Consider the following 26,834-nt stretch of genomic DNA (forward strand, 5'->3'; position numbering starts at 1 on the left):
GAAGGATCAGCTGTGATCCTTCATCAGCCGCTGTTTCTGACGTGACCAGTCGCGTTTGGCTTGCGTCTCACGCTTGTCGTGCAGTTTCTTACCCTTGGCGATTCCAATCTTCAGCTTGGCCCGGCCCTTGTGGTTGAAATACAAAACCAGCGGCACCAGCGTCATGCCCTTGCGCTGAGTAGCGTTCCACAGACTCGACAATTCTTTCCGCGAAACCAACAACTTGCGACGGCGGCGTTCTTCGTGTTTGAAGACTTTCGCCTGCTCATACGGGGCGATATAGCTGTTGATCAGCCACAGCTCACCGTCGTCGACCGAGGCATAGCTTTCGGCAATGTTCGAGCCACCTGCGCGCAGGGATTTGACCTCGGAGCCTTCCAGCATGATGCCGCACTCTATATCCTCTTCGATCGCGTAATCGAAGCGGGCCCGCCGGTTTTCGGCGATGACTTTGTAATTCGGGTCGGTCTTCTGCTTTTGCTTGGCCATGACGCGTTGATTTAGGCGGCTTGGGGCGGCCTTGCAAGCCCTCAGGTCTTGGCCGAGATGATCAGGTCGGGGCCGAAAATCGTGTCGGCGTGGTTGTGCAGATAAATCTTGAGCCAGGGCGTGAATCGCGCGGGGTGGCGCTGCACCTCGGCCAGAAGGTCGTGATAGTCGATCCAGCGGATATCCATCACCTCATCTGGGTTCGGTTCGATCTGCAATGGCCCACGTACATGGGCGAGGAACACGTCCACCACCTCATGCTCGATCATCGAATTGCCCACATCAGCGTGGTATTCCAGCCGGTGGCGATATTCTGGATAAAGCCCGGTAATCCCCAACTCTTCGCGCAGGCGGCGCACCGCGCATTCCGAGGGCGTCTCACCCCAGTCAGGATGGGTGCAGCAGGTATTCGCCCACAGGCCCGGCGTGTGGTATTTGCCCATCGCCCGACGTTGCAGCAAAATCTCGGTCCCGCGCACGACAAAGACCGACACCGCCTTGTGCCGCAAACCCTTTTCATGCGCTTCAAGCTTGTCCACGGGGGTCAACTCGCCATCGACCCAGGCCGGGATCATGATTCCCATCTTTCAACTCCTGCTGCCTACCCGACGGACAGGTCGGACTCGTTCGGCTGCGTACTTCCAAGGTGGCGATGTTGAGCACTCTTATCAATCGCACGAAAGGCCGCAGGGGGACTGCGGCCTTTCGATGAATCTCAGTAGATCGGTGTCAGATATTATTCGCCCGAAACGCTGACGATATAGGCATAGACGTCTTCACCGCCGGATTTCAGCCGGAAGGTCATTTTCGACTTGGCCGCTGTGTCATCCAGATAGGTTTTCAGGAAGGCTTTGGGGTCCTGAGAGTACTCGACAAAGGTTGTCTCATCCCAGACCAGACCGTTTTCACCTGCGGCCACGATGCTGTCACCGTATTTGAAGTCTTCAACCGTGCCAGCAGTGCGGCCCGCGATACCGTACAGGTTCGGGCCGGTCTTGCCACCTTTGACGATCACTTCGCCATCCGGATCAGCGATCATGTGGCAGGATTTGCACTTGTTGAAGGCTTTCTTGCCAGCTTCTGCGTCACCTTCAGCATAGGCAGGAAGGGCCAGAAGGCCGACAATTGCAGTCGCGAGAATGCGATTCATGGCTTTTGCTCCGATACATATTGGCTGCACCGAATGGAACGCCGGCACAGAAAAGAGTCAACGCGCAGATTGCCGCGCAACGACACAGTGTCACAACCCGACTTTAGTCGTCCTTAACCAAAGTCGTGCGTCTGTGACCAACATGGCAGCAGATCGCCCACCTCGGGTGTGGCCAGATAGACGGCGCGGGCAATGGCCCGTGCAAGGCAGATCGAGGCCGTGTGGCCGATCAGCGCCAGATCCGCATCCGACGTCAGGGGTCGCGCACCGGTGCTGACTCCAAAGACCAGATCGCCATCTCCGGGCGTGTGGGCGGGCAGGATCGCACGGGCGATGCCGTCATGAGCCGCAACCGCCAACCGCTGACATTGCGGCTTCGATAGGGTTGCATCCGTGGCGACAATGGCGATGGTTGTATTGCCCTTGTCAGGTGCTGCCGGGTGCATGACCTGCGCCTTGAGGCTGGGCGCGGGCTGTCCAAGCCCCGCGGTCGGATCAGGCCCTAAACCGCCGAATTCGCCGCCCAGTTCGAACGGGGCGGCCCAGAAATGACGGTCGCTGGCTGTGGTGACACTGCCAAGCGGGTTGGCGGCAACCAATGCGCCGACAGTGACACCGTTTTCCAGCACCACCGAGGCAGAACCCAGCCCGCCTTTATGTCGGGCGGCCAAAGCTCCTGTGCCTGCGCCCGCTGTGCCCAGAGCGAAATCAGAGGCTGCGTTCTCGAACGCGGTGCGGCCCAATGCGCGATAAGGGTTCTCGGTCCATGTCTTATCACCCCCGTTCAGCAGATCGAACAAGATGGCTCCGGGAACGATGGGGACGATGGCGGGGCCGACGGCAAAGCCCCTGCCTTCCGCGCGCAAGGCGTCCGAGACGCCTGAACAAGCGTCCAACCCAAAGGCCGAACCGCCAGAGAGGGTAATCGCATCCACCCGCTGCACCGATTTGTCCGGGGCCAGCAGGTCGGTTTCCCGTGTCCCAGGCGCACCGCCCATCACATGTACCGAGGCGGTAAAGGGCGCGTCCGCCGTCAGCACTGTTGTGCCGGATTTCAACGCGCCGTCTTGCGCGTTGCCGACGCGCAGGCCGGGGATATCGGTGATCAGGTTTTTCGGTCCGGGTGTCATTTCTAGGTGATCCTGTGGGGAGGGGAAGCGCGCAAGCGCGCTGCCTCCGGCGGAGGTATTTTTGGCCAGATGAAGAGCGGATCAGATACAGCGGCCACCGTCGACCTCCAAAGCTGTGCCGGTGATCATGCTGGCCTCGTCCGAGCACAAGAACAGGGCGGCGTTCGCCATATCATGCGGGGTTGAGAAGCGGCCCAGCGGGATGGTGGACAGAAATTTGGCGCGGATTTCGGGGGTGTCCTCGCCCATGAAGGATTTCAGCAGCGGAGTTTCGCCCGCCACGGGACAGATGGCGTTGACGCGGACGCCTGATGGGGCAAGTTCGACGGCCATGGTTTTGGTGGCGGTGATCATCCAACCTTTCGAAGCGTTGTACCAGTTCAGGTTCGGGCGCGGTGACAGGCCCGCCGTCGAGGCCACGTTCAGGATTGCACCCGCTCCGCGCGCCTTCATCTGCGGAACAAAAGCGCGCGCTGTCAGGTAGACGGATTTCATATTCACGTTGAAGACACGATCGAAATCATCTTCGGACACGTCCTCGAGCGGGGTTGGCAGATGGGTGACGCCCGCATTATTGACAAGAATATCGACGGGGCCGAAAGCATCGCTGGCCGCATCTGCCATGGCCTGAACCGAGGCGGAGTTGGCCACATCGACCGTTTGGGCGGTGGCGTTTTCGTGCTGTTTCGCCAATGCTTGTGCCGCATCGCCATTGATATCGGCGATCATGACCCGTGCGCCTTCTGCCAGGAACCGCTCGACGATACCGGCACCAAAACCCGACGCGCCGCCGGTTACGATTGCGGTTTTGCCCTTAAGCCTCATGGTCTTGCCCTCCCGTTTGGAGGTCAGACTAGCAAGGCGTGGTGAAACTGCCAGTTCAATCTTCGCTGACCCGCCCACGCAGCGCCTTGACGTCTCCGCGCGCTTTTTTCGCCGCCAGCCGCCGTTTGACCGAGCCATAGGTGGGCTTGGTCGCAACCCGTCGTTTGGGCTTGATCAGTGCGCGGGCGATCAGCTCGGCCAGACGGGCACGGGCCAACTCGCGGTTGCGGGCCTGGCTGCGGGTTTCCTCGCACTGGATGATGATCGCGCCCTCTTTAGTCCAGCGTCGCCCGGCCAGCTTTTTCAGCCGGTTTTTCACCGGATCAGGCAGCGACGGAGACCGCGCAGCTTCGAACCGCAGCTCAACGGCAGTTGAGACCTTGTTCACGTTCTGCCCGCCGGGACCGGAGGACCGCACAAAGCTTTCGGTCATTTCCCAGTCTTGCAGAATGATATCGTCGGTGATGCGCAACATAGGCGCGACCTTAACTGCCCGAGCACAAAACAAAAAGGGCCGCCCCGGCGGGACAGCCCTTCGAAAGTTCAGGAGGTTGGGTCGGTTAGATCAATCGACCAGCCGGAGCGAGCGCTCCGCCAAGGGCTGCCCTAACAGGCGATCCCCCCGGTTGTTCCGACACCTCTCTCCAATCTCTTTCTCGACACTGGATCACCTCCTTATCTATCTGTTGCGGTTGATAAGGATGGTGACACAAGATGCGCCAATCTCCAAACGTTTTTTTACGCAGGCTGTGCGGTCAGGCGCGAGACGATCACTTTGAAGGGGATTAGCGCGATCATGGCCAGCGACAGTTTCACCAGCCAATCCGCGAAAGCCAACGTCACCCACAGGGGGGCCATTGGACCGGTCAGCATGAAGGGTACCGGCTCCCACGCCCAGTTGATCGCGGCGTCGGCATTGGCGCCAAACACGGTAACCGAGGCCGAGAAGGCGATAGTAAAGAACAGCGCCGTATCCAGCGCCGATCCGACCAGGGTCGAGACCAGCGGCGCGCGCCACCAGCGGCCTCCGCGCATTGCATTGAACACGGTGACGTCGGTCAGCTGCGCGATCAGGAACGCGGTGCCCGAGGCCACGGCGATGCGCAGCGGCACGGCGGCATAGGTGAACCCGTCGCCCTGCAGCATGATCTGGCTGCCGATCAGCGAGCAGATGATACCGGTGATGAAACCTGCGAACACAACCTTGCGGGCCGTGGCCACGCCGTAGACGCGGTTCATGATGTCTGTGACCAGAAAGGCCAGCGGATAGGTGAAAGCACCCCAGGTCAACAGCCCGTCAAAGATCAGGAACTGGACCAGAATGTTCGAGGCCACGACGATGGCGGCCATGGCAAGAATGCCGGGAATGTAAGCGCGTTGCATATTTTGATGCCCGTTTTGTCAAGGTAGCGGCGACTTGGCCAGGGGGGTATCCCAAGGCAAGCCGTGCATTTAGACGCTTGGGGGACCTAAGTCAATCGGGCAGCAGGTATTCCACCAGCTCGGTGCGTTGTAAGGCCAGGAAGTTGTCATCCGAGATCATCGTTGCCCGCAGCCGCCCCTGATCGTCGCGCCAGATGGACAGACCTTCCAGGTTGTCATGCGCGCCGGTGCCGGTCTGGAACAGGGTTTCTTCGGTCTGAGGCCCGTCTGCGTCAATCTGCCAGCGCCGCAACCGGGATTTAAACCCCGTCCACCCCAGCGCCCGTTCCAACACGTAAAGCCTGCCGTCGGGGTCGAAATCGGCCGATACAGGCAGGAATTTTCCGCTCTGCGGCAGCACAAACGGTGTCGACCACGCTTGCCCATCCCAGCGATAGACGGGGATGTCGCCATGCGGAGTCCGGCTTTTCTCGGGCATGGTGTAAAGCTGACCTGCAGCGTCAATTGCCAAAGCTTCGAAAGACCCGTTCAGGTCAAGGGTTTGGAATGCTTGCGGCCGGGGTAGCACACTGGCTTTGGCACTTGGGGCGCGATAATGCGCCACGCGGTGCAGGGCCTCGAATGAGATGTAAAAGCTGCCATCGGACGCAAAGGCGATACCCTCGGAATCGCCAACCCTTCCTGTCAAAGGTCGCCCCTTGCTGGACAGAACCGGCCAGTGGCCTGTGATTTGGATATCTCGGATACCGTTCTTATCCCGCGCAATGGTCGCGCTCACCAACGTCGCCCGATCGCTAAGCACGACCATCTTGCGGCCACCCTCTGACATCTGCAGGGCCGAAAACCCGCCGAACCAATCAGCGGTGTGACGCCACACATGGCTTTGCAGATGGGTCGCGGACTTGACCTCGACCGCTGTTGCTGCCCCCGCAAAGGGCAGCGCGCAGATCAGTTGGATTGCAGAACGGCGGCGCATTGCTGAGGCAGATCGGCCAAACGATATTCACGCCGGGGCTTCGGTGCAGGCGCATTGGGATCGGGCGGAGGCGGGTTGAGAATGTTGTTCACCCATTGCTGCGCTTGATCACAGCCATCGCCCTTGGGCGGCGGGTCCTGATTGACGCACCCTTTCGAACCACGCGGACAGGCCAGTCGAACATGGAAATGATAGTCATGCCCCCACCATGGCCGGATTTTTCGCAAATAGGAGCGGTTGCCCTTTTCATCCTTGCACATTTGCACCTTGGCACCAGGAAAGACAAAAATCCGCGCCACGCGCTTGTCCTTGGCGGCGGCTTTCAGGATCTCGTGGTGTTGTCGGGTCCAGTTGTCATTCACAAAGGCCCCTGCGGACCGGCGCAGGGAAATTGACGAGATGTTCTCGCGCGCTTTGCGCCCCAGTCGCATGTTGTCGCCGGGCAGCATCCAGATGTCGATATCAAGGCCCAACTGGTGCGAGCGGTGACCGGATGTCATCGGCCCGCCCCTCGGCTGGCTGATATCCCCGATATAAAGCCCATTCCAGCCTGGCTGTTTCGCAGCAAACCGGCTGAGATCCTGCACATAGTCGATCGCCACCGGGTGCCCCCAGTTGCGGTTGCGCGACAGGCGCATGGCCTGCCAGGTAGGTCCAGTTTCGGGCAGCTGCACCGAACCGGCGGCACATCCGCGCGAATAACTGCCGAACGCGGCTGGTTTTTGCTGCGAACTTTGCTTTTGCGCCCCGAAAAGCTGTTTGGCCAGCGGCTGTGCGCCCACTGCGCCCGCCCATGCAATGGCCGCCAATACGGTCAAAAAACGTAATAAAATCATCTGCTCTGATCCCCTTCCGGTTTAACCCAGCGCATTAGGAACAAGCCCAGAATAAACAAAGCAATGATCGGTGACACCCCCAGACGCGCACTTCCTGTGGCCGCCGTGACAATCCCCACCAACAAAGGCGCGGCAAATGCGGTGGCCCGGCCCGACAGGCCATACAGGCCAAAGCTCTCGACCGGGGCTTTTGGGTCCGTGTGGCGCACCATTAACGACCGGCTGGTCGATTGCAGGATGCCCCCCATACCGCCGATCAGGACGCCACAACCAAAGAACACCATATCCGGCAGGCCCGACCCCTCGGGCAAAGCAATGCCGTAAATCTGTGTCCGGTCCATCGACACCACTGTGATACAGACAAAGATCAGCACCCAGATCGCGATCAAAATCACTGGTTTAGGGCCGTATTTCTTGTCCGCCTTGCCCCCGATCCACGCAAAGATGGCCGAGGCCAGAACGCTGACAATCCCAAAAACGCCGATCTTGATCAGATCCCATTCCAGCACCAACCGCGCGTAAACGCCACCAAAGCTGTAAAGCCCGTTCAGCGCATCGCGGTAGAACATGGATGACCCCAGATAGGTCGCCAGACTAACCCGGTGCCGCAGATCCGAGATGGATTTGCCCAGCAACCGCAGCGCCTCAGCCAGGCTACCCGTTTTCTCGGTCTGCGGATCGTCGCGAACCCACAAGAAATAAGGCGCCATAAACAGCACGAACCACAACGCGGTGAAGGGGCCGACAAAGCGCGTCCCCTCCTGCGCGGCGGCGTCTAGTCCAAAGGCCGGGTCCAGGCCGATCAGTGTCTTGCCATTGGGCTGCTCCACAAACAGCAGCAACATAATCGCCAGCGAAATCAGCCCGCCGAAATAACCGAAGGCAAAGCCCGATCCCGAAATCTCACCCACTTCGCTGTCATCGCCTAGATCAGGCAATTGCGAATTGATGAAGATCAGCGCGTATTCCGCCCCCACAAAGCCCAGACCAAAGGCCGATAGCATTAGCCACATGTTCGACCCATCAGGCAGCGTGTACCACAGCGCAGCCGAGCCCACCGCATACATCACCGAGAACGCAAATATCCACGGGATGCGCCGCCCTGATACATCCGCCATAGCGCCCAGCAAGGGGGCACCAAAAGCGATGATCAACCCGGTGATCGTCAGGCAATTGGCCCAAACCGTTTGCGCCCGCGCGGCGGCGGCCTGTGCATCCAGCCCGGTGCCGCTGAAGTACCCCGACGCAACACCCGCAAAATAGGGGCCAAAGACAAAGGTGACCAACAACGTGTGATAGGGCTGACTGGCCCAGTCAAAAAACCACCAGCCCCAGATGCGCTTGCGCTTGGAAATCTCTGCCATGACTGCCCCTGTTATCGTTGTCTTTATAAGACGAGGCTTTACCCCAATTCGCAAGGGTTGTGTTGGCGCGGGCTTGCTCTTTGACGCCGGGGCGCTTACGTCTCGACAAAGCAATACCCCGGAGGCCCCATGCTGTCGCTGATCCAAATCCTTCTGCTGATCCTGGACATTGTCTGGTTCATCATTCTGGCCCATGTGATCATGAGCTGGCTGATCAATTTTCAGGTGCTCAACCTGCATCAACAGCTGGTGGCGCAAATCTGGTACGGCCTGAACCGCATACTCGAGCCGATATACGGCCCGATCCGCCGTATCCTACCCGCGATGGGCGGGCTGGACCTGACGCCTCTGGTCGTGCTGGTCGGCGTCTATGCGGCGCGGATCATTCTGATCAACAATATGGTCTATTTCGTCTGACCTCTTGTTCACCGAATCTTAGTGTGTGATTGTCCTGTCTTAAGAGCAGATAAACCTTAAAACAGGGCAACCCCGCAGATGTTCGACTCCGCGCCTTTGCTGCGAGATGTCTTTGGATTCGACGATTTCCGACCCGGTCAGGAAGAGATCGTCGACGCCGTGACGGCAGGCGAGAACGTTCTGGCCATCATGCCCACGGGTGGCGGTAAATCCCTTTGTTTCCAACTGCCTGCCCTGCTGCGCGACGGCGTGACGGTGGTGATTTCCCCCCTGATCGCCCTGATGCGCGATCAGGTGCGCGGGTTGCAAGAGGCCGGGGTTGAGGCTGGCGCGCTGACCTCGGGCAACACTCCCGAAGAAACCGATGCGGTCTGGGAGGCATTGGAGGCCGGGCGGCTGAAACTCCTATACATGGCCCCCGAACGTCTGGCCGCCGGGTCGGCTTTGGGAATGATGCGCCGGATCAATGTCAGCCTTATTGCGGTGGACGAGGCGCATTGCGTCAGCCAATGGGGCCATGACTTCCGCCCCGATTACCTGCGGATCGGAGAGCTGCGGCGCGCGCTGAACGTCCCCTTGGCAGCCTTCACCGCCACAGCGGATGCCGAAACGCAGGATGAGATTGTCGAGAAACTGTTCGACGGCACCGCGCCCCGCAAATTTCTGCGCGGGTTTGACCGACCCAACATCCATCTGGCCTTTGCTGCCAAAGACGGGCCACGCAAACAGGTGCTGGATTTCGCCGCCGCGCGCAAAGGGCAATCCGGCATCGTCTATTGCGGCACCCGCAACAAGACCGAAGTGCTGGCGCAGGCCCTGCGCGCCGAGGGACACTCGGCCTGTCACTATCACGGCGGTATGGACCCCGAAGATCGCCGCATTGTCGAAACCCGCTTTGCGCGCGAAGATGGACTGATCGTGGTCGCGACCGTCGCCTTTGGTATGGGCATCGACAAACCCGACATCCGCTGGGTCGCCCATGCGGACCTGCCCAAATCCATCGAGGCATACTATCAGGAGATCGGCCGCGCGGGCCGCGACGGCGGCCCGGCCGAGACTCTGACCCTGTTTGGACCCGATGACATCCGCCTGCGCCGCTCGCAAATCGACGAAGGGCTGGCCCCGGCTGAACGGCGTATGGCCGACCATGCCCGTCTGAATGCTCTGCTTGGGTTGGCCGAGGCGCTGGTCTGTCGCCGTCAATCCCTGCTGGGCTATTTCGGCGAAAAGGCCGAGCCCTGCGGCAAATGCGATCTCTGCGACACCCCGCCCGAAGTGTTCGACGGCACCACCCCCGTCCGCATGGCCCTATCCGCGATCCTGCGCACCGAGGAATGGTTTGGATCGGGCCATCTGATCGACATCCTGCTGGCCAATGAAACCGACAAGGTCCGCGCGCGGCGGCATGACGCCCTGTCCACATGGGGCATTGGCAAGGACTGGTCCCGCCCGCAATGGCAGGCAATTTTCCGGCAGATGATGGGACATGATCTGGTCCGTCCCGATCCCGACCGCCACGGCGCGCTGCGCATGACCAAGGCCGCCAAGCCGATCCTGAAGGGCGAGGCGCAGATCAACCTGCGCAAGGACACGATCCGCAAAGCCACCCGGCGCCCCGCCGTCAAGGCTATGGTGGCCGAAGAAGACGCGCCGCTGCTGTCGGCGCTCAAGGCCAAACGCCGCGCGCTGGCAGAATCCCAACGGGTTCCGGCCTATGTCATCTTTCCCGACCGCACCCTCATCGAAATGGCGGAAACCCGCCCGATGACGCTGGACGATATGGCCCGGATCGTGGGTATTGGCGCGAAAAAGCTGGAACGCTATGGCGATACTTTCCTTGAGGTGATCGCGGGTGAGGCCGCCGCCCTGCACCCGGCCCGCCGCAAACTGGCCGGGCGCGATCAGGGCGAGATCTACGACCAGCTTCTGGCCGCACAGAATGACCTGAACCGCGGGCCGGATGGGATCGACAAACCGCTGACGTGTTCGGCCTCGCAACTGGCCAAGGTGGCCCAACTGCGGCCCGGCGATCAGCGCGGGCTGGAACAGGTGCTGGGCGACCGTCGTCACGAAAGGTTTGGCGCCGCCTTTCTGGACGTGCTGGAACAGGCGGGCTAAATACGCCCTATCAGGCAAGGAGTAAGGGCGGATATGCTGGTAGTGATTTCCCCGGCCAAGCGGCTGGACTGGGCCGAGCGCGATGTGACGGTCACTCAACCCGATTTTCAGGACGACGCGATCCGGCTGTCGAAAACCGCCCGCAACCTGACGCTGGGCGATCTGAAAAAGCTGATGGACCTCAGTGATGATCTGGCACGCCTGAACCGCGACCGCTATCGCGCCTTTTCTGATGCGCCCGAGGCCGATCTGACCCGCCCCGCAGCGCTGGCCTTTGCCGGTGACACCTATCAGGGGCTTGAAGCCGCATCTTTGGATGCCGACGAAATGGCATGGGCACAGGATCACCTGCGCATTCTGTCGGGGCTTTACGGCGTGCTGCGTCCGCTGGACGCCATTCAGGCCTATCGGCTTGAGATGGGCAGCAAGCTGAAAACCCGGCGCGGCAAGAACCTGTATGAATACTGGCGCGATCAGCTGAGCAAGGCTTTGAACGCGCAGGGCGCGCAGATCGGGTCGGACGTGCTGGTGAACTGCGCCAGTCAGGAATATTTCGGCGCGGTTGATCCACAAGCGCTGAAACTGCGGGTGATCACTCCTGTGTTCATGGAGGACAAGGCGGGCACCCCCAAGATCGTCAGCTTTTTCGCCAAGAAAGCGCGCGGGGCCATGGCTCGCTATATCATTCAGCACCGCCTAACCGATCCGGCTGGTCTGTTGGATTTCAACACTGGCGGATATGCCTATCGTCCCGACCTTTCGTCTGACGATAAACCGGTCTTTGTGCGCCCCTATTCGTCCTGATTCAGCATTGAAGGATCATAGGCTACCAACTCCACAGTGTTGCCCTCGGGGTCTTCGGTGAAAATCCCTCGCCACCCGATCCAGCCGAACTGCTCAACCCGGTAGGGTTGGCCCATTTTGTCATACCAGCGCATCACGGCCTCTTGCTCTTCGAACGGTAGCGACAGCGCGATGTGGTGCAGCGATGATCCGGCCCCTGTGGCAGGTCGGTCGGCACCGCTGGGGTGCAGCCCCGGTCGTGGGGCGGCAGCATGATGGAACAGGGCCAGCACCTGCGTATGACCTGAAAAGCCTTCGGCAATGCGGAAAAAGGTGATGGCGCTGTTGTAGTCGCCGCTCAGGCGCTGCAGGCCGATGACGTCTTCGTAAAACGCCACCATCGCCGCCATATCAGCGCAGCGGATGGCGATCTCGCCCAAGGCGCGAGGGTGAAAGCCGCTGAGTTCAGTCATTGTGAAAGCCTAGCCCGGCACATGCGCATCGGCAATCTACGGGTGTGTCCCATCAGGTTGGTGGTTTTGGATCATCAGATGAATTTTCCGCTTTTGCAGCGGCTTGGTCAGATAATGGTCCAACCCCGCCGACAGGATACCCTGATCATCTCCTGCCATTGCATGCGCCGTCAGGGCGATGATGGGAACGTGGCGGCCCGTCTCAATCTCTCGTCGACGGATTTCTGCCGTCGCCTGTTTGCCGTCCATGCCTGGCATAGATATGTCCATGAAAACAAGATCGGGGTCGAAGTCCTGATAAGCCTCAACAGCCTCAGTTCCATTTGCTGCAAAGCGCAGATCGATGTTCAGATCTTTAACCATTTTTTGCAGGATCAACTGGTTGGTCCTGTTATCCTCGGCAGCCAGAACCCGCATGAGCCGTTTTTGCGATCCGTTGGACAAGGAAGCCGCTCTGGTTGTAGCAGGCGGCACGTCATCCGTTTGCGCTGCGCGACCCAAAGCGGTCAGTCGCGAATAGAGTTCGGCTCTGGGTATGGGTTTCTGCAGAACACCTTCAATAAGATGGCGGGCCGGATTGGCGTGGATCATAGCTGGGTTGGCCGACATCAGGACAATGGGCAGGTCGTCCCATCCCCGGTCCTTGAGTGTGGTGGCAAGCTCTAATCCATCCATGTCAGGCAGATCGTGATCGCACAGAATTAGTCCCACGCTGTCGTCAATCTTCGACAACGCTTCGCTGCCAGAGCTACAAACCGTTACCCGAGCCCCCAGACGACTGAACTGTTTGGCCAGGATGGCACGGTTTACAGCCATATCTTCGACCACGATGACGTGCCTCAGCCCCTCCGCCAGATCGGGCGGTTCGGGCTGGGGGCCTTCAATTGTCGGCAGAGAAATTCGGAACCCGAAGCACGAGCCCTCGCGTGGTTCACTTTCAACCCAGATCGTGCCACCCATCAAAGCGATCAACCGTTTAGTGATGGCCAGACCCAACCCTGTTCCTTCAAACTGCCGGTTGCGTTCATCCTCGACCTGGTTGAATTCACCAAAAATATGGTCAATTTTCTCGGCATCGATGCCTATCCCGGTGTCCTCGATTGCCACATGGATATCGCAGGTGCGCAGATCCGTATTGGGTACTCCTGTTACCCGAATGAGCACATGACCGTGTGACGTGAACTTGACTGCGTTGCCAACCAGATTGGTCAAAACCTGACGCACGCGCCCCGGATCACCCATGAAAAGAGTTGGCAGGAACAGGTCGTAGTCGACCAGCAATGTCAGCCCCTTGTCCCGAACACTGGGCTGCAGCAGCATAGATACTTCCAGTATGCATCGCTCAAAATCGAATTGTTCGGGATGCAGGATCAGCTTGTCAGCTTCGATCTTCGAATAGTCCAAAACATCATTGATGATGACCAACAATGCCTCGCCCGAATTGCGGATAGTATTGAGATAGAGCCTTTGTTCTTCATCCAGTGGCGTTTCCGAAATCAGTTCGGTCATGCCCACGATACCATTCATCGGGGTTCTGATTTCGTGGCTCATATTTGCCAAAAACGCAGACTTTGCGCGGTTTGCGGCTTCAGCCCTTTCACGTGCGGCTTTCAGCTCGGCCTCGTGTCGGACCGACGCAGAAATGTTCAGCGCCAGGCTGACCACGTCCCCCCCGTTGCCGCGCTGGTCAATCAGTTTGAAGTAGTGGCCGTTCCAAAGGCGAATAATTTCAGGCTCGGGGTTCGTTTTCGCCCACCTGGCCTGCATTCGCCGTATCCAATCGCACGCAGCTTCATCGCCAAGATCAATCAATCCCTCGGTCGTGAGAATTTCCAGAATACGGGGATAGGCGATACCGGGCGCAACCTCGTCAATACCTTCGAACACACTCAGGTAGGCCGTGTTCGCTCCGATCAGGCGATTGTCGCCATCGAAAAACGCAAACCCGTCATGGAATGTCTGTATCGAATGCCACAGCCGACGCTCGGCCACTTCGATCTTGGCATTGGCCAGCGTCAGATCAGATTTGACCTTTTCGTTCTCATCGCGAACGGTCTCAACCTCGGCCTGCGTTTCGCCAATACGTTTGGTCAGGGCCATCGCGTGCAAGCCAAGTTTGCGATTGGCCGCCGACAGCTCGGCCTGTTTCATCTCAAGCAACCGTTCGGCAGCCAGCCGCGCGCGTCTTTCCTGTGCCAGTTTTGTTGCAAGACTCATCCGTGACGATCCCAAAGCATTTCCAACCCAGCATCGCGGCAGAGCGTGAAGAAGTGTTTAAGCCGTCACCTGAGCAGCTGATCGTGGATCAGGGATTGGATGAAACCTAAGGAGCTTCATGCCGCGCACAGAAAATTGTCAGCCATCGGCCCTGTCGCTCGACGCTGTCAGAATGCGTAACAGACGGCCAGATCGGTTTGCCCAAGCTTGCATGCCAAATACTCTGACCACCCTGTTGCCAGCGGGCGGAACGACGCTCGGTGCTCTGACTAAACGGGGCCTTGTCGTCAGAGACTTCGGGATCAACGCCGCCCTTCGCGCATCCATCCACCAATCAGGAAACCGCCAGCCAACAGCAAAACCAACCATGGCGGCAACAATCCGGCCTGAGTCACATCCCGTGTTTCATAAGCGTTGCGCGGCGTCAGGCCGATCCAACCGCGACCCGAGGCCGGTCGACCGGCCCGCACATTGCGGATTGACGGCATACCATCCTCGATCCGGATGGTGCCTCCGCGCAGCTCCGCCAGAATAGGGTCCAGCACCTCCGAGGTGGCAATCGTGCGCTCGAACTCTTTTGGCGCGGCCGGGCCAAGGCCGATCACCGCCGAGTGCTCACCCTCCTGCAAACGGTAAAGGCCAATCTCGGGCCCGTAATATTGCGCTTCGAACCGACCGGGTGAGACCTCGTCCAATGTCACCTCAAGCGTTTCGCCATTGGGTTGCGTGACAGTGACCGGGCCAACTTCATCTTCCAAAGTCTGGCGAATAATGCGCATGACTTGGCCGTTGGCTTCGGCCCACAGGGCCTCTTCTTCCAGCTCGGGCTCTTTCATCATCCAATGCGCCAGACGGCGCAACAGTTCTAACTGCGGCCCGCCGCCTTCAAAACCGCGACTCCACAGCCAGGCGTGATCCGAGGCCAGCATGGCCACGCGACCCTCGCCCACCCGGTCCAGCACCAACAATGGCCGGTCTTCCACTCCGGTCATCAGCACGTCACCCTTGCGTTGCTTGACGTCGATCTGGCGTAACCACGCCCCCCATTGATCCGAGTCGCCCAAATCGGTCGTCACCGGATGCCTGCGACCCAGATCACTTACCATCGGAACAAACCGCTCCTCGATCACACGCGCGGTCGGCTGTGCGGGAAGTATGGGCGCAAGCGGAGATCGAAAGATACTGTCGGCGCTGGCAAAATCCGGCCCCGCGGCGATCAGCACAGCGCCACCTTCGTTGATATAGTTGCTGACATTGTCCAGATAGATCGCCGGAAGAATGCCGCGACGCTTGTAGCGGTCAAAGATGATCAGGTCGAAATCGTTGATCTTCTCGAGAAACAGCTCGCGCGTTGGAAAAGCGATCAGCGAAAGTTCGTCAACCGGTACACCGTCCTGTTTCTCGGGTGGACGCAGAATGGTGAAATGCACCAGATCGACCGAGCTGTCGGATTTCAGCAGGTTCCGCCAAGTCCGCCCGCCGGGGTGCGGCTCGCCTGAGACCAGCAGCACCCGCAACCGGTCGCGCACACCGTTCATTTGGATCAGCGCTGTATTGTTGCGGTCTGTCAGCTCGCCCTCGGCCTGTGGTACCGTGAACTGCAGAACGTTGCGCCCGCCATGGGGAAGCGTGATGGGCAACTCGACATCAACACCGATTGGAATGGTAAATTGCTCTGCCTCGGCGCCATCGACCGAGATTTCTAGCGGGGCGGTTGCCGCACCCACCGGAGCGGCACCGCTGTCTTCGACCCGCAATGTCAGGGTGACGGGCTCGCCGATTATGGCAAAGGCTGGAGCGTTACGAACGATCAGACGACGATCCCAATCATCGGCGCGTCCCGTCTGTAAAAGGTGCATTGGCGCAGGAAGGTCCGGCGCCTGCTCTGCGTCGTGGATGATACCGTCCGAGACGACCAGAATGCCCGCAATTCTGGCGCGGGGCTCTTCGGCCAGCGCTTCGTTCAGCGCAGCCATGACCTGAGTACCCTCGTCGCCCTCACCGTCGCCAACTTTGATACGACGCAGTTCGGTGTTGTCGCGAGACTCGATCTCGGCGGCCAGATTATCGGCGGTTTGGACCGTTTGTTCAGCCCGGTCCGACAAAGTCTGGCTGGCGCTTTCGTCTTCGATCATCAATACGATGTCGGTCAGCGGAGCGCGATCTTCGACCTGATAAACGGGCCCAGTCAATGCCGCGACCACCACCAGCGCCGCCAAACCACGCAACGCCCAGCCCGACAGCCCACGCCATAGGGCCAACGCCACACCCGCCACGGCAATGGCAGCCACAACAGCCAAAACCGTCCACGGGATCAACGGGTCAAAAAGTACGGTTCCGGTCATTGTCCCAACCTGTCCAACAGCGCAGGTACATGTACCTGATCCGATTTGTAGTTTCCGGTCAGCACATGCATCACCAGATTGACCCCGAAGCGGTTGGCCAGCTCACGCTGACGTTCCCCGGCATAGCCGCGCCCAACGGGCAAAAGCGCCTGACCATTTCGATCCACGGCCCATGCCCCGGCCCAGTCATTGCCGCCGATCACCACAGGCGTCACATTGTCGTTGAGGTTCCTGAACGGCATCCCGTCGATCTGCTCAGCATCCAGCGGTGCAGACTCGACCCAAACATCCGTGCTTGCATACCGACCGGGAAAATCCTGCAGCAGATAGAAGGTCCTCGTCAGCACATGGTCACGGGGAATAGGTTCGAGCGATGGGATGTTCAGCGGTCCTGCCAGTTGCTGCAACTTGCGGCCATTGGGACTGGCGGCGCCGAACCGCGCCACATCTGAATCGCGCGTGTCAAACAGGATCATCCCGCCCGACCGCAAATAGGCGTTCAGCTTGGAATATGCCTCGGCCGAGGGTTGCGGTTGATCCGGAGTGATCGGCCAGTAGAGCAACGGGAAAAAGGCTAGCTCATCACGTTCCAGATCCACTCCGATTGGGTCGGCCGGTTCGACCGATGTGCGGTAGAACAGCGTCTGCGCCAGCCCGCGCATGCCCGCGCCTGCGATATCGTCAACCTCTGCGTTGCCCGTCAACACATGCGCCAGCACCAGCTCGGTCGTGGCATTCAAGGCAAACTCGGTATCTTCGGGCGTCTGCGCCTGCGCGTCGGGGGCAATCAGCACAGCGCCCAGCGCCACAGCCGCAGCGCGGGCCAATCCCAGACGTCCTGATAGCGCAAGTGAAGCTATAACATCCAACGTCAGCAGCAAAAGCGCGAGGCTCAGGAGGATACCGCCGATCGGGGTCTCGCTACTGATCTCTTGCCCCTTGATCGGCACATCGGCTGGCCAGGAAATAGGGGTCAGAGCCGCATCCTCGGTCAGAACGTTAAGCGCCAGCTTTTGTTTACCACTTTCATACAGCCCCGGACGCAGATCCGGGCCGATCTGGCCCGAGACAAGATCGACACCGTCCACACCGGACAGGTTGCCTGCATCCGTTAGGGTACCAAAGCCGTCCATTACCTGAATCGGCTCCCACGTGGTGCCCTGCAACTGTGACTCTTGCCGTGACTTGGCCGCCGACGCGACCGCCAGACGGTCCAGCATTTCGACGAACAGACCCGACAGCGGCAGGCTGGACCATTCCGCATCTGCAGTCACATGAAACAGCACCACCTGCCCCAGACCCAAAGCCTTGCGTGTCACCAGCGGTGTGCCATCCGAAAGCGAGGCAATCACCCGATCCGCCAGATTAGGGTCGGGTTGGGCCATTACTTGCGTGGTCACCGAAACGTCCGACGGCACCTCGAGCCCGTAAAAGGGCGATTCTTCCGGGAACGGAGCCAGCCCCTTGGCCTCGCCCCAGCTCATCGCACCTCCTACCGAGCGGCCCCCGCTGCGCAGGCGCACCGGCAGCAAAGCATCCTCGGCGTCGCGACCCAGATCGCTGGCGGCCATACGTGGCCCGGCAAAGCGCAACAGCAACCCGCCCTGTTCAACCCATTCGACCACGGCCTCTTGCTCACCCGCGGACAGTTTCGCCACATCAGCCAGAACGATCACGTCCGGGTTGGCGGGCAAAACGTCCAGCAAACCACCCTCGACGAAATCTGCCGTTGGGATCAGCACCTGCGTCAGGTAGTGCAGCGGTGACAACAGCTCGAGCCCTTCGCGGTTCAAGGTGCCGGCGATCAGGGCAACTTCGCGTCGCCGCAGGCTGTCATCGGTCAGTGTCAAAGCGCCGGCCGAGCGTTGGCCCTGGATTTCGAACCGCGTGATGCGGGCGCGCAACTCGGACGGTAAGGAAAGATCGACCTGGGCCTGTGTTTCACCGCTGTCGAACGTCATATCCACCGACTGCAGAACACGCATCGCACCGGCTGGATCGCGGCCCTGTGCTAGAACAGAGATTTCCTCAGCCGGTCCGGCCTCAGACCGTTGCGCGGTCAGTTGTATAAGCCCGTCCTGATAAGACGCCGGCAGGATCGCAAATACAGGCGAGGCAGACTGATACACCGTCACTTCGCCCCGCCGCTGCAACTCTGCAAGGATCGCGTCATACCCGTCATAGTCCAATCGGTCGCTGAACCAATGCGTATCGAACCCGCCATCTAGCTGGTTCAACGCAGCAGCGCTTTGTTCTATCTGGATCTCGGTTGGCTGCCACGGGGCGGGCGCCAGACCGGGCAACCTGCCGCGCCAGTCTTCGGCAGACTGGAACACCGGCATCTCAGGTTGGGTCAGGCTCAGGATTGCAACGGTCCGCCCAGCGCGCCCAGCCTCAGCCAGTTGCGCATCGATCTGGTCCAGCGTCGACGACCACTGCGTGGCCCCGGCCCAACTGGCATCCAGCACCAACATCAACGGTCCTGACCCGCCTTGATCACGCGAGGGGTTCAGAACCGGACCTGCAAGCCCGATGATGATCGCCGCAGCTGCCAGCATTCGCAACAGCAATAGCCACCAGGGTGTCCGATCCGAGACGCTTTCTTCATCTTTCAAGCCCAGCAGCAACGTCACCGCCGGGAACAACCGACGGATCGGCGCAGGTGGCACAGCACGCAGGATCAGCCACAGGATCGGCAAGGTCAGCAAACCCAGCAGCACCCAAGGCGCAGTAAAGCCAATACCCGCCAAAACCGTCATACAGACCCCCGATCCAACGCACGATAGAGCCACAGCAGAGCCGCCTGCGCGCTGTCACCCGTGTGGTGCAACCCAAGCTGCCAGCCAGTCGCGCGACACAACTGCGTCAGCGCGTCCTTGCGTCTGGCAAGCCGATCCAGATAGCGGTCGCGCAGCTCTCCAGCTTTCAATGTCTCGTGGCGGGTCGTGCCGCCGACGCTTTCGAATATGGTCCGACCGCGATAGGGAAAACTTTCCTCGTTTGGGTCCAGAACCTGCAACAGAACACCGCGCACGCCCCGGTCGGCAGCCTTGGTCAGGGCCAGTTCGACCTCATCCATCGGTCCGAGAAAATCGGAAATGAACACAGCCCGCGCATGTGGGATCATGGCGCGGTGTTCGGGCGGCGCATAATCGGCCTCGGCATCTTCGGACCAGGCCTGCGCCAGCCGCACGATCTGTGCGTTGCCGCGTCGTGGCGGTAGGGTGGTGCCGGTCAGGCCCACGCGTTCTCCGCCTCGCACCAGTAGGATGGCCGTGGCCAGCCCCAGCAGACGCGCACGGTCGGCCTTGGTAGGGTGGTTATTGTCAGACGCAAATCGCATCGAGGCCCCCTGATCGACCCACAGCATCACCGATTGCGCAATCTGCCATTCGCGTTCGCGTACAAATTGCTGATCACCCCGCGCCGAGCGGCGATGGTCGATCATCCGGCGACTGTCCCCGATCTGGGCCGGGCGGTACTGCCAAAAATCATCACCCAGCCCCGAGCGCCTACGCCCGTGATCGCCCAGCAGAACGGTTCCGGCCAGATGCTCAGCCCGCGCCAACAGGGGCGGCAGCCGGGACGCCTCGGCCTCGGATCTTTCACGAAGGGTCAGCGCAGCATTCACGCCGCAGCCTCGGTGCGGATCAAGCCGGCAGCGGTGCTTTCGATCAGATCAGCAAGGCTGTCCCCGCGCGCCCGGGCGGCAAAGTTCAGCGCCATCCGGTGGCTGAGCACAGGGCGCGCCATATCCAAGACGTCCTCGGCATTCGGGGCCAACCGCCCTTGCAGCATTGCGCGCGCGCGCACTGTCATCATCAGCGCCTGCGCCGCACGTGGACCCGGCCCCCAAGCGACCGTTTCCGCCACACGTTCGGACACGCCAGCCTCATCCGGGCGGAAGGCGCGCACCAGATCGAGGATCAGCTCAACCACCGAATCTCCGACGGGCATGCGCCGCAACAGAACCTGAGCGGCTAGCAATTCCTGTTTGGTGAAAATCTCATGCGCGTCATCTTCTTCGACGCCCGTGGTGGCCAGCAGAATGTCACGTTCGGTCTGGCGATCGGGGTATTCCACGTCGATCTGCACAAGGAACCGGTCCAACTGCGCCTCGGGCAACGGATAGGTGCCTTCCTGCTCAATCGGGTTCTGCGTCGCCAACACGTGAAAGGGCGTACCCAGCGAGCGATCCTCGCCCGCCACTGTCACCGTACGCTCCTGCATCGCTTGCAGCAGTGCCGATTGCGTTCGGGGGCTGGCGCGGTTGATCTCATCCGCCATCAGCAGTTGGCAAAAGATCGGACCAGAAATGAACCGGAAATGGCGGCTGCCATCTTCGGCGGTATCCAAAACCTCGGACCCCAAAATGTCGGCAGGCATCAGGTCCGGTGTGAACTGGATGCGGTTGCCATGCAGGCCCATCACGGTCGACAGCGTTTCAACCAGTCGCGTCTTACCCAGACCGGGCAGACCGATCAGCAACGCATGCCCGCCGCACAGCAGCGCGGTCAGGGTCAGGTCCACGACCCTCTCCTGTCCGATAAAGCGACGGGTGATCGAGGCCTTCGCCTCTTGCAGTTTCGATTCCAGCGCTTCGATCTCGGACACGAGGTCGGCAGGTTCGGTCATGACTTTCCCTTCCGTGGACTATTATAAGCAGAGTGTATCGCGCTGAGAGGAAATGGCAAAAGCAATGAGCGGACAAAAACCTGTGACCCCGTCACCAGATGGCATTGAAGCATCAGTCAAAGCTGCCAAAACGCGGGGTTTGCCGCCGGTTCACCTTTGGAATCCTCCGTTCTGTGGCGATCTGGACATTCATGTCGCCAAAGATGGCTCGTGGTCTAATCTAGGGTCGCCGATCAACAGGTTCGAGCTTGTGAAGCTGTTTTCGTCAATTCTTAAGAAAGAAGACGGGAAATATTACCTCGTCACCCCGGTCGAGAAGGTGGGAATCACTGTCGAGGACGTGCCTTTCGTAGCCGTCGATTTCGAGGTCGAAGGCAGCGGCGAGACGCAAAAGCTGACATTCACCACACATGTGGGCGACACGGCAGTCGCAGGTGCGGACCATCCGCTCCGGATTGTCATTGATACCGAAACAGAGGAGCCTGCCCCCTATATATTGGTACGCGCAAACCTAGAGGCGCGGATCGACCGCAAAAGTTTTTACCGGCTGGTCGACATCGCCGAGCATAGTGGTGAGTGGTTCGGCGTCTGGTCCGGCGGGCAGTTTTTCCCTCTGATCCGCTCGGATGATCTACTGGATTAAACCACCTGCGCTCGACGCTCTTGCGCCAGTATCACGGCCACTGCCACGATCCCCGCGCCCAGCGCGCGGGTCCAGTTCCAGTCCTCGCCCAGCACCAGCATGATCAGCATCACGTAAAACGGCGCAATGTTGATGTGAAACGAGGCCAGCGCCACGCCGATCTTGCCGACCGAAGCGATAAAGAACACCTGACTCAGCCCCATCGAGATCAGCGCATAGATCACCAGCATCCCCGCCTGCTGCATGTCGATCTGGGTGGCGGGCATCACCTCCATCCCCATCTGCGCGGCACCGGCGAACAAAACGGCCGCCGCCGCCAAACCTCCGACAAAAGTGATGGTGCTGCGCCCCGTCTGACTGAGATCGGGGAAATCCCGCGCAATCGCCATGCTGGACCAGCAGAACAGGCCCGTCGACACAATCGCACAGACCGCGCCCAGCCCCAGCTGCGCCGGCGCCACCGCGCTGGTGGCGATCAGCCCGCCAATAATCGACACCCCCACGCCCAGCGCAAAATTCCACCGCAGCCGCCGCGCACCCGTCGCCAGCTCCAAAACGGTCGCAAACAAAGGCGCGCAGGAGGCGATGATCGCCACGGTCACCGGATCGGTCAGCTTTTGCGCCAGAATGATCAGAAACATCGCCACACCCAACGCGGCACCGACCCGCATCGCATGACCCCAACGCGCCCGCAACACGCGCGTCGGCCCGTCAAACAGCACCCAGATCGGCACCATCACCAGCACCGCCAGCGCCAGCCGCGCCACCAGCAACGCAACCGGAGGCCAGCTCTGCAACAGCACTTCGGCCGCCGGAAACCCCGCAGCCCATGTCAGCATGCTGGCCACCGCAAAGCCATTGCCGGACAGGGCAGAACTGCGCCCGCCAGACACAGAGAGGGCGTTCCCGCGCACGGGGTCAGGGCTCATCGCCATGGTGTCAGACCTTCTGTTGGACCGGCGACCGAAAATGATTCGCCGCATTGTCCCGAATGTCTCTGATCGGCGCGGGGCGATCTGGCCGATTTTCGACAATCTGTCGTTTTCAGGCCCTTTCACCGCCAAACCCCGCCCGCTAAGGTCCGGCCAACACCACACCGGACCCGCTCATGCCGAAATTCGCTGCAAATATCTCTCTGCTGTTCGCTGAACTGCCTTATCTTGACCGGTTCCAAGCCGCAGCCGAGGCCGGGTTCAAAGCGGTCGAAATCCTGTTTCCCTATGATTTGGCCGCCAAGGAAACCCGCCGCGCCCTACTGGCCAATGGGCTTGAACTTGTGCTGATCAACGCACCACCTCCCAACTATACCGGCGGGCAGCCGGGCTATGCGGCCGTACCAGGCGGCGAAGGGCGATTTCAGTCCGATATCCGCCGGGTGATACGCTATGCGGAAGTGCTGAAACCGGGGCTGATCCACATCATGTCGGGCTATTCTTCGGGCCCTTTTGCGCTTGAAACGTTTGTGCGTAACCTGCAATGGGCCGCCGATGCCGCGCCACAGCAGCAGTTCACGATCGAGCCGCTGAACCCTGTCTCGCAACCGGATTACTTCCTGAACGACTACGCGCTTGCCGCCGAGGTTCTGACCCAGGTGGATCGCCCGAATATAGGCCTGCAATATGACAGCTTTCACGCGCATATGATCCATGGCGACGCGCTGGAAATCTGGAACCGCTATCGCCCACATGTTGTTCATGCTCAGATCGGTGCCGCGCCGAACCGGGCTGAACCGGGCAAAGGCCCAACGGACTTCGTGGCCCTGTTCGCGGCAATGGACCAACATGGGTACACAGGTTGGGTCAGTGCCGAATACACCCCGTCCACGCAAAATTCCGCAGACAGTCTTGGTTGGATGACCCCGTAACTCTGGATTCTTGACAAAAAATCCAGCAAATGAAGAACGTCTCGACTTCGAAAGCGCCTTCAATGATACCAGCCCGTTTCGCCCACGCCCTTTTCGGTCTGATCATGTCAGGACTGATGTCCTGTATCGTTACAGGTATCGCAACCGTCAAGGCAGTTGGTTTTGGTCCCACCACCCTGGGTGACTGGTTCGGGTCCTGGGCCTTTTGTTGGCCCATCGCATTTCTTGTTATTCTAAGCCTTGGACCTTTCGTCAAACGTATGGTCGAAGGTTGGGTCAAGACGCAGGATTGACCCGCTGCAAAGAGGGCCCGCCGGGCCTGATGAGCAGCGCGCACTTAATGCGCTTCGGCCCAGTTGGCGCCCTGCCCGGCATCGACACTCAACTTGACATCCAGTTTAACGGCGGGATCCGATGCTCCCTCCATCACGTCGCGCGCCACACCGATCACCTGATCCACCGCATCCTCGGCCACTTCGAACAGCAATTCGTCATGCACCTGTAGCAGCATCTTGGCAGGCAGCCCATTGATGGCGTCCGGCATCCGCACCATCGCCCGCCGGATCACATCTGCCGCTGTCCCCTGAATCGGTGCGTTGATCGCCGCTCGACGCGAGAACCCGGCATGCGGCCCCTTGGCATTGATCTCGGGCGTGTGGATTTTACGGCCAAACAGCGTCTGCACATACCCATGTTCTTTGGCGAACGCGACGGTGTCGTCCATATAGGCTCTGATACCCGGGAACCGCTCGAAATACCGATCGATGAAACCCTGCGCCTCGGCGCGTGGAATGCGCAGGTTGCGCGCCAAACCAAAGCCTGAAATCCCGTAAATCACGCCAAAGTTTATCGCCTTAGCCTGGCGGCGGATATCAGGCGTCATCTCATCAAGCGGCACGTCAAACATCTCGGAGGCGGTCATGGCGTGAATGTCCAGACCATCGGCAAAGGCCTGTTTCAACGCCGGTATCTCAGCGATATGAGCCAGAATGCGCAGCTCGATCTGGCTGTAGTCGAGGCTGACCATCACATTACCTGGCTCGGCGATAAAGGCCTCGCGGATGCGGCGGCCTTCTTCGGTGCGCACCGGGATGTTCTGCAGGTTCGGATCGGTCGAGGCCAGACGCCCCGTATTCGCCCCCGTGATCGAATAAGATGTATGCACCCGGCCTGTATCCGGGTTGATATGGGTCTGCAGCGCGTCGGTATAGGTCGATTTCAGCTTGGAAAGCTGCCGCCAATCCAACACCCGGCGGGGCAACTCGTGTTCGGTGGCGAGGTCTTCCAGAATGTCCGCCCCGGTCGAATACTTCCCGGTCTTGCCTTTCTTACCGCCCTCAAGCCCCATCTTGTCGAACAGGATCTCACCCAGTTGCGCGGGCGAACCGACATTGAAGTTCTCACCAGCCAGTTCATGAATTTCAGCCTCTAGCCCGGCCATTTTCTGCGCAAAAGCGTTGGACATGCGACTCAGGACATCGCGGTCCACCTTGATGCCATGCATCTCCATCTCTTTGAGAACCGGCACCAGCGGGCGTTCGAGCGTCTCATAAACCGTCGTCACCTGCACCTGATGCAGTTGCGGTTTGAACAGCTTCCACAGGCGCAGGGTGATATCCGCATCCTCGGCGGCGTAAGCCGTCGCCTCGTCAATCGGCACCTTGTCGAAAGCGATGGCTGATTTGCCGGACCCCAGCAGCGGTTTGATCGGAATCGGCGTGTGATTCAGGTAACGCTCGGACAGCGTATCCATCCCATGCCCGTGCTCACCGCCATGCATCGCATAAGACATCAGCATCGTGTCGTCGATCGGCGCCATTTCTACGCCATAACGCGCGAAAATCTTGGCGTCGTATTTCATGTTCTGCCCGATCTTCAGGATCGAGACGTCCTGAAGCAGCGGTTTGAGCAAAGTTAGAGCCTCATCCAACGGCATCTGCCCCTCGGCCAGTGCATCCGACCCGAAAAGATCATCAGCGGCCCCATCGCGGTGGGTCAGCGGGATGTAGCAGGCCTCACCTGCCGTGACACACAGGGAAATGCCCACCAGATCGGCGATCATTTCGTTCAATCCGGTGGTCTCAGTATCGACAGCCACCCAGCCGGTTTCATAGGCCCGGTCGATCCAAGCCTGCAGCGCCGCCGCATCGCGCACGCATTCGTATTTCGAGGCGTCAAAGGAGATATCCTCAGCCTCGGTAACCACTTCGGGCGAAGGCGCATCAGCGATCACCGGGGCCTCGGCCCCCAGCTTGTCGGCAATGCGTTTGGTGAGGGTGCGGAACTCCATATCCGCAAGGAACCCCAGCAGGGTTTCGGGATCAGGGTCCTGCACCTCCAAATCGTCCAGCGTGAAATCCAGCGGCGTGTTTTCGTCCAACTGCACCAGTTTCTTCGACAGCTCGATCTGGTCGCGCTTTTCGATCAGGGTCTGGCGGCGTTTGGGCTGCTTGATCTCTTCAGCGCGATCCAGCAGGGTCTCCAGATCGCCATATTCATTGATCAGCAAGGCGGCGGTCTTGACCCCGATCCCCGGCGCGCCGGGCACGTTATCTACGCTGTCGCCTGCCAGCGCCTGCACATCAACCACGCGTTCGGGACCCACACCGAACTTCTCGAACACGCCATCCTTGTCGATACGTTTGTTCTTCATCGCGTCCAGCATCTCAACGCCGCCGCCCACAAGCTGCATCAGGTCTTTGTCCGAGCTGACAATAGTCACCCGCCCCCCAGCCTCGCGCGCCTGCACGGCCAGCGTGGCGATGATGTCATCGGCCTCATAGCCTTCCAACTCTTTGCAGGCGATGTTGAAGGCGCGGGTCGCCTCGCGGGTCAGGGGCATCTGCGGGCGTAGATCTTCGGGCATGGCCTCGCGGTTGGCCTTGTATAGGTCATAGAGATCGTTGCGGAACGTGTGTGACCCCTTGTCGAAGATCACCGCCACATGGGTCGGCGCATCCGGCCCCGCGTTCCCTTCGACATATTTCTGCAGCATGTTGCAGAAACCTGACACCGCGCCAATTGGCAAACCATCCGACTTACGTGTCAGCGGAGGCAGCGCGTGATAGGCCCTGAAAATAAAGGCCGATCCGTCGATCAGATGCAGGTGACATCCTTTTCCGAAATTGCTCATGCGCGCTCTCCCTGTCGGTCAGTGGACGTTGTGCCACAGGGCCGCTCAGGTGG

24 protein-coding genes are annotated in these 26,834 nt (G+C 60.1%); 6 read left to right on the forward strand and 18 right to left on the reverse strand.

The window, feature by feature from the left end; genetic code table 11:
- Window positions 1–6: 6 nt before the first annotated feature.
- From smpB to AC2FNR_RS19200, 10 genes are all read right to left on the reverse strand, one after another.
- Window positions 7–489, reverse strand: coding sequence for an SsrA-binding protein SmpB (gene smpB / locus AC2FNR_RS19155; protein WP_170755184.1), 483 nt, complete (start codon window positions 487–489; stop codon window positions 7–9).
- Between the two features lie 41 nt (window positions 490–530).
- Window positions 531–1,073: an isopentenyl-diphosphate Delta-isomerase gene (idi, locus tag AC2FNR_RS19160; RefSeq protein ID WP_170355873.1), complete on the reverse strand. Its 543-nt coding sequence runs from the start codon at window positions 1,071–1,073 to the stop codon at window positions 531–533.
- 152 nt (window positions 1,074–1,225) lie between these two features.
- Window positions 1,226–1,639: a c-type cytochrome gene (locus AC2FNR_RS19165; protein ID WP_170755183.1), complete on the reverse strand. Its 414-nt coding sequence runs from the start codon at window positions 1,637–1,639 to the stop codon at window positions 1,226–1,228.
- 113 nt (window positions 1,640–1,752) lie between these two features.
- Window positions 1,753–2,769, reverse strand: a complete 1,017-nt coding sequence (locus AC2FNR_RS19170) for a P1 family peptidase (RefSeq protein ID WP_496850809.1) — start codon at window positions 2,767–2,769, stop codon at window positions 1,753–1,755.
- An 81-nt stretch (window positions 2,770–2,850) separates the two neighbouring features.
- Window positions 2,851–3,594, reverse strand: a complete 744-nt coding sequence (locus tag AC2FNR_RS19175) for an SDR family oxidoreductase (RefSeq protein ID WP_496850811.1) — start codon at window positions 3,592–3,594, stop codon at window positions 2,851–2,853.
- 55 nt (window positions 3,595–3,649) lie between these two features.
- The gene (gene arfB / locus AC2FNR_RS19180) at window positions 3,650–4,069 is read right to left on the reverse strand and encodes an alternative ribosome rescue aminoacyl-tRNA hydrolase ArfB (protein ID WP_480869086.1); all 420 of its coding nucleotides are present in this window, start codon (window positions 4,067–4,069) and stop codon (window positions 3,650–3,652) included.
- A gap of 263 nt (window positions 4,070–4,332) precedes the next feature.
- A complete protein-coding gene (locus AC2FNR_RS19185) occupies window positions 4,333–4,977 on the reverse strand; it encodes a queuosine precursor transporter (protein ID WP_170355865.1) in 645 nt (214 codons plus the stop codon).
- Between the two features lie 91 nt (window positions 4,978–5,068).
- A complete protein-coding gene (locus AC2FNR_RS19190; protein WP_496850813.1) occupies window positions 5,069–5,953 on the reverse strand; it encodes an esterase-like activity of phytase family protein in 885 nt (294 codons plus the stop codon).
- Entirely contained in the window at window positions 5,926–6,789 is an 864-nt protein-coding gene (gene mepA, locus AC2FNR_RS19195) for a penicillin-insensitive murein endopeptidase (protein ID WP_496850815.1), read from the reverse strand. Before mepA ends, AC2FNR_RS19190 begins: the two co-directional genes overlap by 28 nt.
- The gene (locus AC2FNR_RS19200) at window positions 6,786–8,153 is read right to left on the reverse strand and encodes an MFS transporter (RefSeq protein ID WP_496850817.1); all 1,368 of its coding nucleotides are present in this window, start codon (window positions 8,151–8,153) and stop codon (window positions 6,786–6,788) included. The genes mepA and AC2FNR_RS19200 overlap by 4 nt, the downstream gene beginning before the upstream one ends.
- A 129-nt stretch (window positions 8,154–8,282) precedes the next feature.
- Between AC2FNR_RS19200 and AC2FNR_RS19205 the strand changes: the two genes are divergently transcribed.
- The 3 genes from AC2FNR_RS19205 to yaaA all read left to right on the forward strand — a co-directional run bounded on the left by AC2FNR_RS19205 (window position 8,283) and on the right by yaaA (window position 11,492).
- The gene (locus AC2FNR_RS19205) at window positions 8,283–8,570 is read left to right on the forward strand and encodes a YggT family protein (protein ID WP_480869082.1); all 288 of its coding nucleotides are present in this window, start codon (window positions 8,283–8,285) and stop codon (window positions 8,568–8,570) included.
- A gap of 78 nt (window positions 8,571–8,648) precedes the next feature.
- Complete coding sequence (recQ, locus tag AC2FNR_RS19210) at window positions 8,649–10,688, forward strand: DNA helicase RecQ (RefSeq protein WP_496850820.1); 2,040 nt, start codon at window positions 8,649–8,651, stop codon at window positions 10,686–10,688.
- 33 nt (window positions 10,689–10,721) lie between these two features.
- Entirely contained in the window at window positions 10,722–11,492 is a 771-nt protein-coding gene (gene yaaA / locus AC2FNR_RS19215; protein ID WP_480869080.1) for a peroxide stress protein YaaA, read from the forward strand.
- On the opposite strand, the gene AC2FNR_RS19220 is transcribed toward yaaA, so the two are convergent.
- From AC2FNR_RS19220 to AC2FNR_RS19245, 6 genes are all read right to left on the reverse strand, one after another.
- Window positions 11,480–11,944 carry a VOC family protein gene (locus AC2FNR_RS19220; RefSeq protein WP_496850822.1) on the reverse strand — a complete coding sequence of 155 codons (465 nt, stop codon included), beginning with the start codon at window positions 11,942–11,944 and terminating at the stop codon, window positions 11,480–11,482. The genes yaaA and AC2FNR_RS19220 overlap by 13 nt on opposite strands.
- Window positions 11,945–11,980: 36 nt before the next feature.
- Complete coding sequence (locus tag AC2FNR_RS19225) at window positions 11,981–14,161, reverse strand: response regulator (protein WP_496850824.1); 2,181 nt, start codon at window positions 14,159–14,161, stop codon at window positions 11,981–11,983.
- Between the two features lie 302 nt (window positions 14,162–14,463).
- Window positions 14,464–16,506, reverse strand: coding sequence for a hypothetical protein (locus AC2FNR_RS19230; RefSeq protein WP_496850826.1), 2,043 nt, complete (start codon window positions 16,504–16,506; stop codon window positions 14,464–14,466).
- Window positions 16,503–19,265 (reverse strand): DUF4159 domain-containing protein, encoded by a 2,763-nt coding sequence (locus AC2FNR_RS19235; RefSeq protein WP_496850828.1) that lies wholly within the window; start codon window positions 19,263–19,265, stop codon window positions 16,503–16,505. The genes AC2FNR_RS19230 and AC2FNR_RS19235 overlap by 4 nt, the downstream gene beginning before the upstream one ends.
- On the reverse strand, window positions 19,262–20,137 hold the full coding sequence (locus AC2FNR_RS19240) for a DUF58 domain-containing protein (protein WP_480869076.1): 876 nt from the start codon (window positions 20,135–20,137) through the stop codon (window positions 19,262–19,264). Before AC2FNR_RS19240 ends, AC2FNR_RS19235 begins: the two co-directional genes overlap by 4 nt.
- Window positions 20,134–21,141 carry an AAA family ATPase gene (locus AC2FNR_RS19245; protein WP_496850830.1) on the reverse strand — a complete coding sequence of 336 codons (1,008 nt, stop codon included), beginning with the start codon at window positions 21,139–21,141 and terminating at the stop codon, window positions 20,134–20,136. The genes AC2FNR_RS19240 and AC2FNR_RS19245 overlap by 4 nt, the downstream gene beginning before the upstream one ends.
- Before the next feature lie 64 nt (window positions 21,142–21,205).
- Between AC2FNR_RS19245 and AC2FNR_RS19250 the strand changes: the two genes are divergently transcribed.
- On the forward strand, window positions 21,206–21,784 hold the full coding sequence (locus tag AC2FNR_RS19250; RefSeq protein WP_496850832.1) for a DUF1285 domain-containing protein: 579 nt from the start codon (window positions 21,206–21,208) through the stop codon (window positions 21,782–21,784).
- Here the strand turns inward: AC2FNR_RS19250 and AC2FNR_RS19255 are convergent.
- Window positions 21,781–22,719, reverse strand: a complete 939-nt coding sequence (locus tag AC2FNR_RS19255) for a DMT family transporter (RefSeq protein WP_496850834.1) — start codon at window positions 22,717–22,719, stop codon at window positions 21,781–21,783. The two genes, AC2FNR_RS19250 and AC2FNR_RS19255, sit on opposite strands and share 4 nt — an antisense overlap.
- 173 nt (window positions 22,720–22,892) lie before the next feature.
- Here AC2FNR_RS19255 and AC2FNR_RS19260 point away from each other — a divergent pair, with 173 nt between their 5' ends.
- Both AC2FNR_RS19260 and AC2FNR_RS19265 read left to right on the forward strand, forming a co-directional pair.
- Window positions 22,893–23,648 (forward strand): hydroxypyruvate isomerase family protein, encoded by a 756-nt coding sequence (locus AC2FNR_RS19260; protein WP_480869073.1) that lies wholly within the window; start codon window positions 22,893–22,895, stop codon window positions 23,646–23,648.
- Window positions 23,649–23,710: 62 nt separating this feature from the next.
- Complete coding sequence (locus AC2FNR_RS19265; RefSeq protein WP_170356052.1) at window positions 23,711–23,941, forward strand: DUF2798 domain-containing protein; 231 nt, start codon at window positions 23,711–23,713, stop codon at window positions 23,939–23,941.
- Between the two features lie 44 nt (window positions 23,942–23,985).
- Here the strand turns inward: AC2FNR_RS19265 and polA are convergent, their stop codons facing one another.
- Window positions 23,986–26,781 (reverse strand): DNA polymerase I, encoded by a 2,796-nt coding sequence (gene polA, locus AC2FNR_RS19270; protein WP_496850836.1) that lies wholly within the window; start codon window positions 26,779–26,781, stop codon window positions 23,986–23,988.
- Window positions 26,782–26,834 lie beyond the last annotated feature (53 nt).

This window comes from Ruegeria sp. SATB045 (assembly GCF_059613525.1).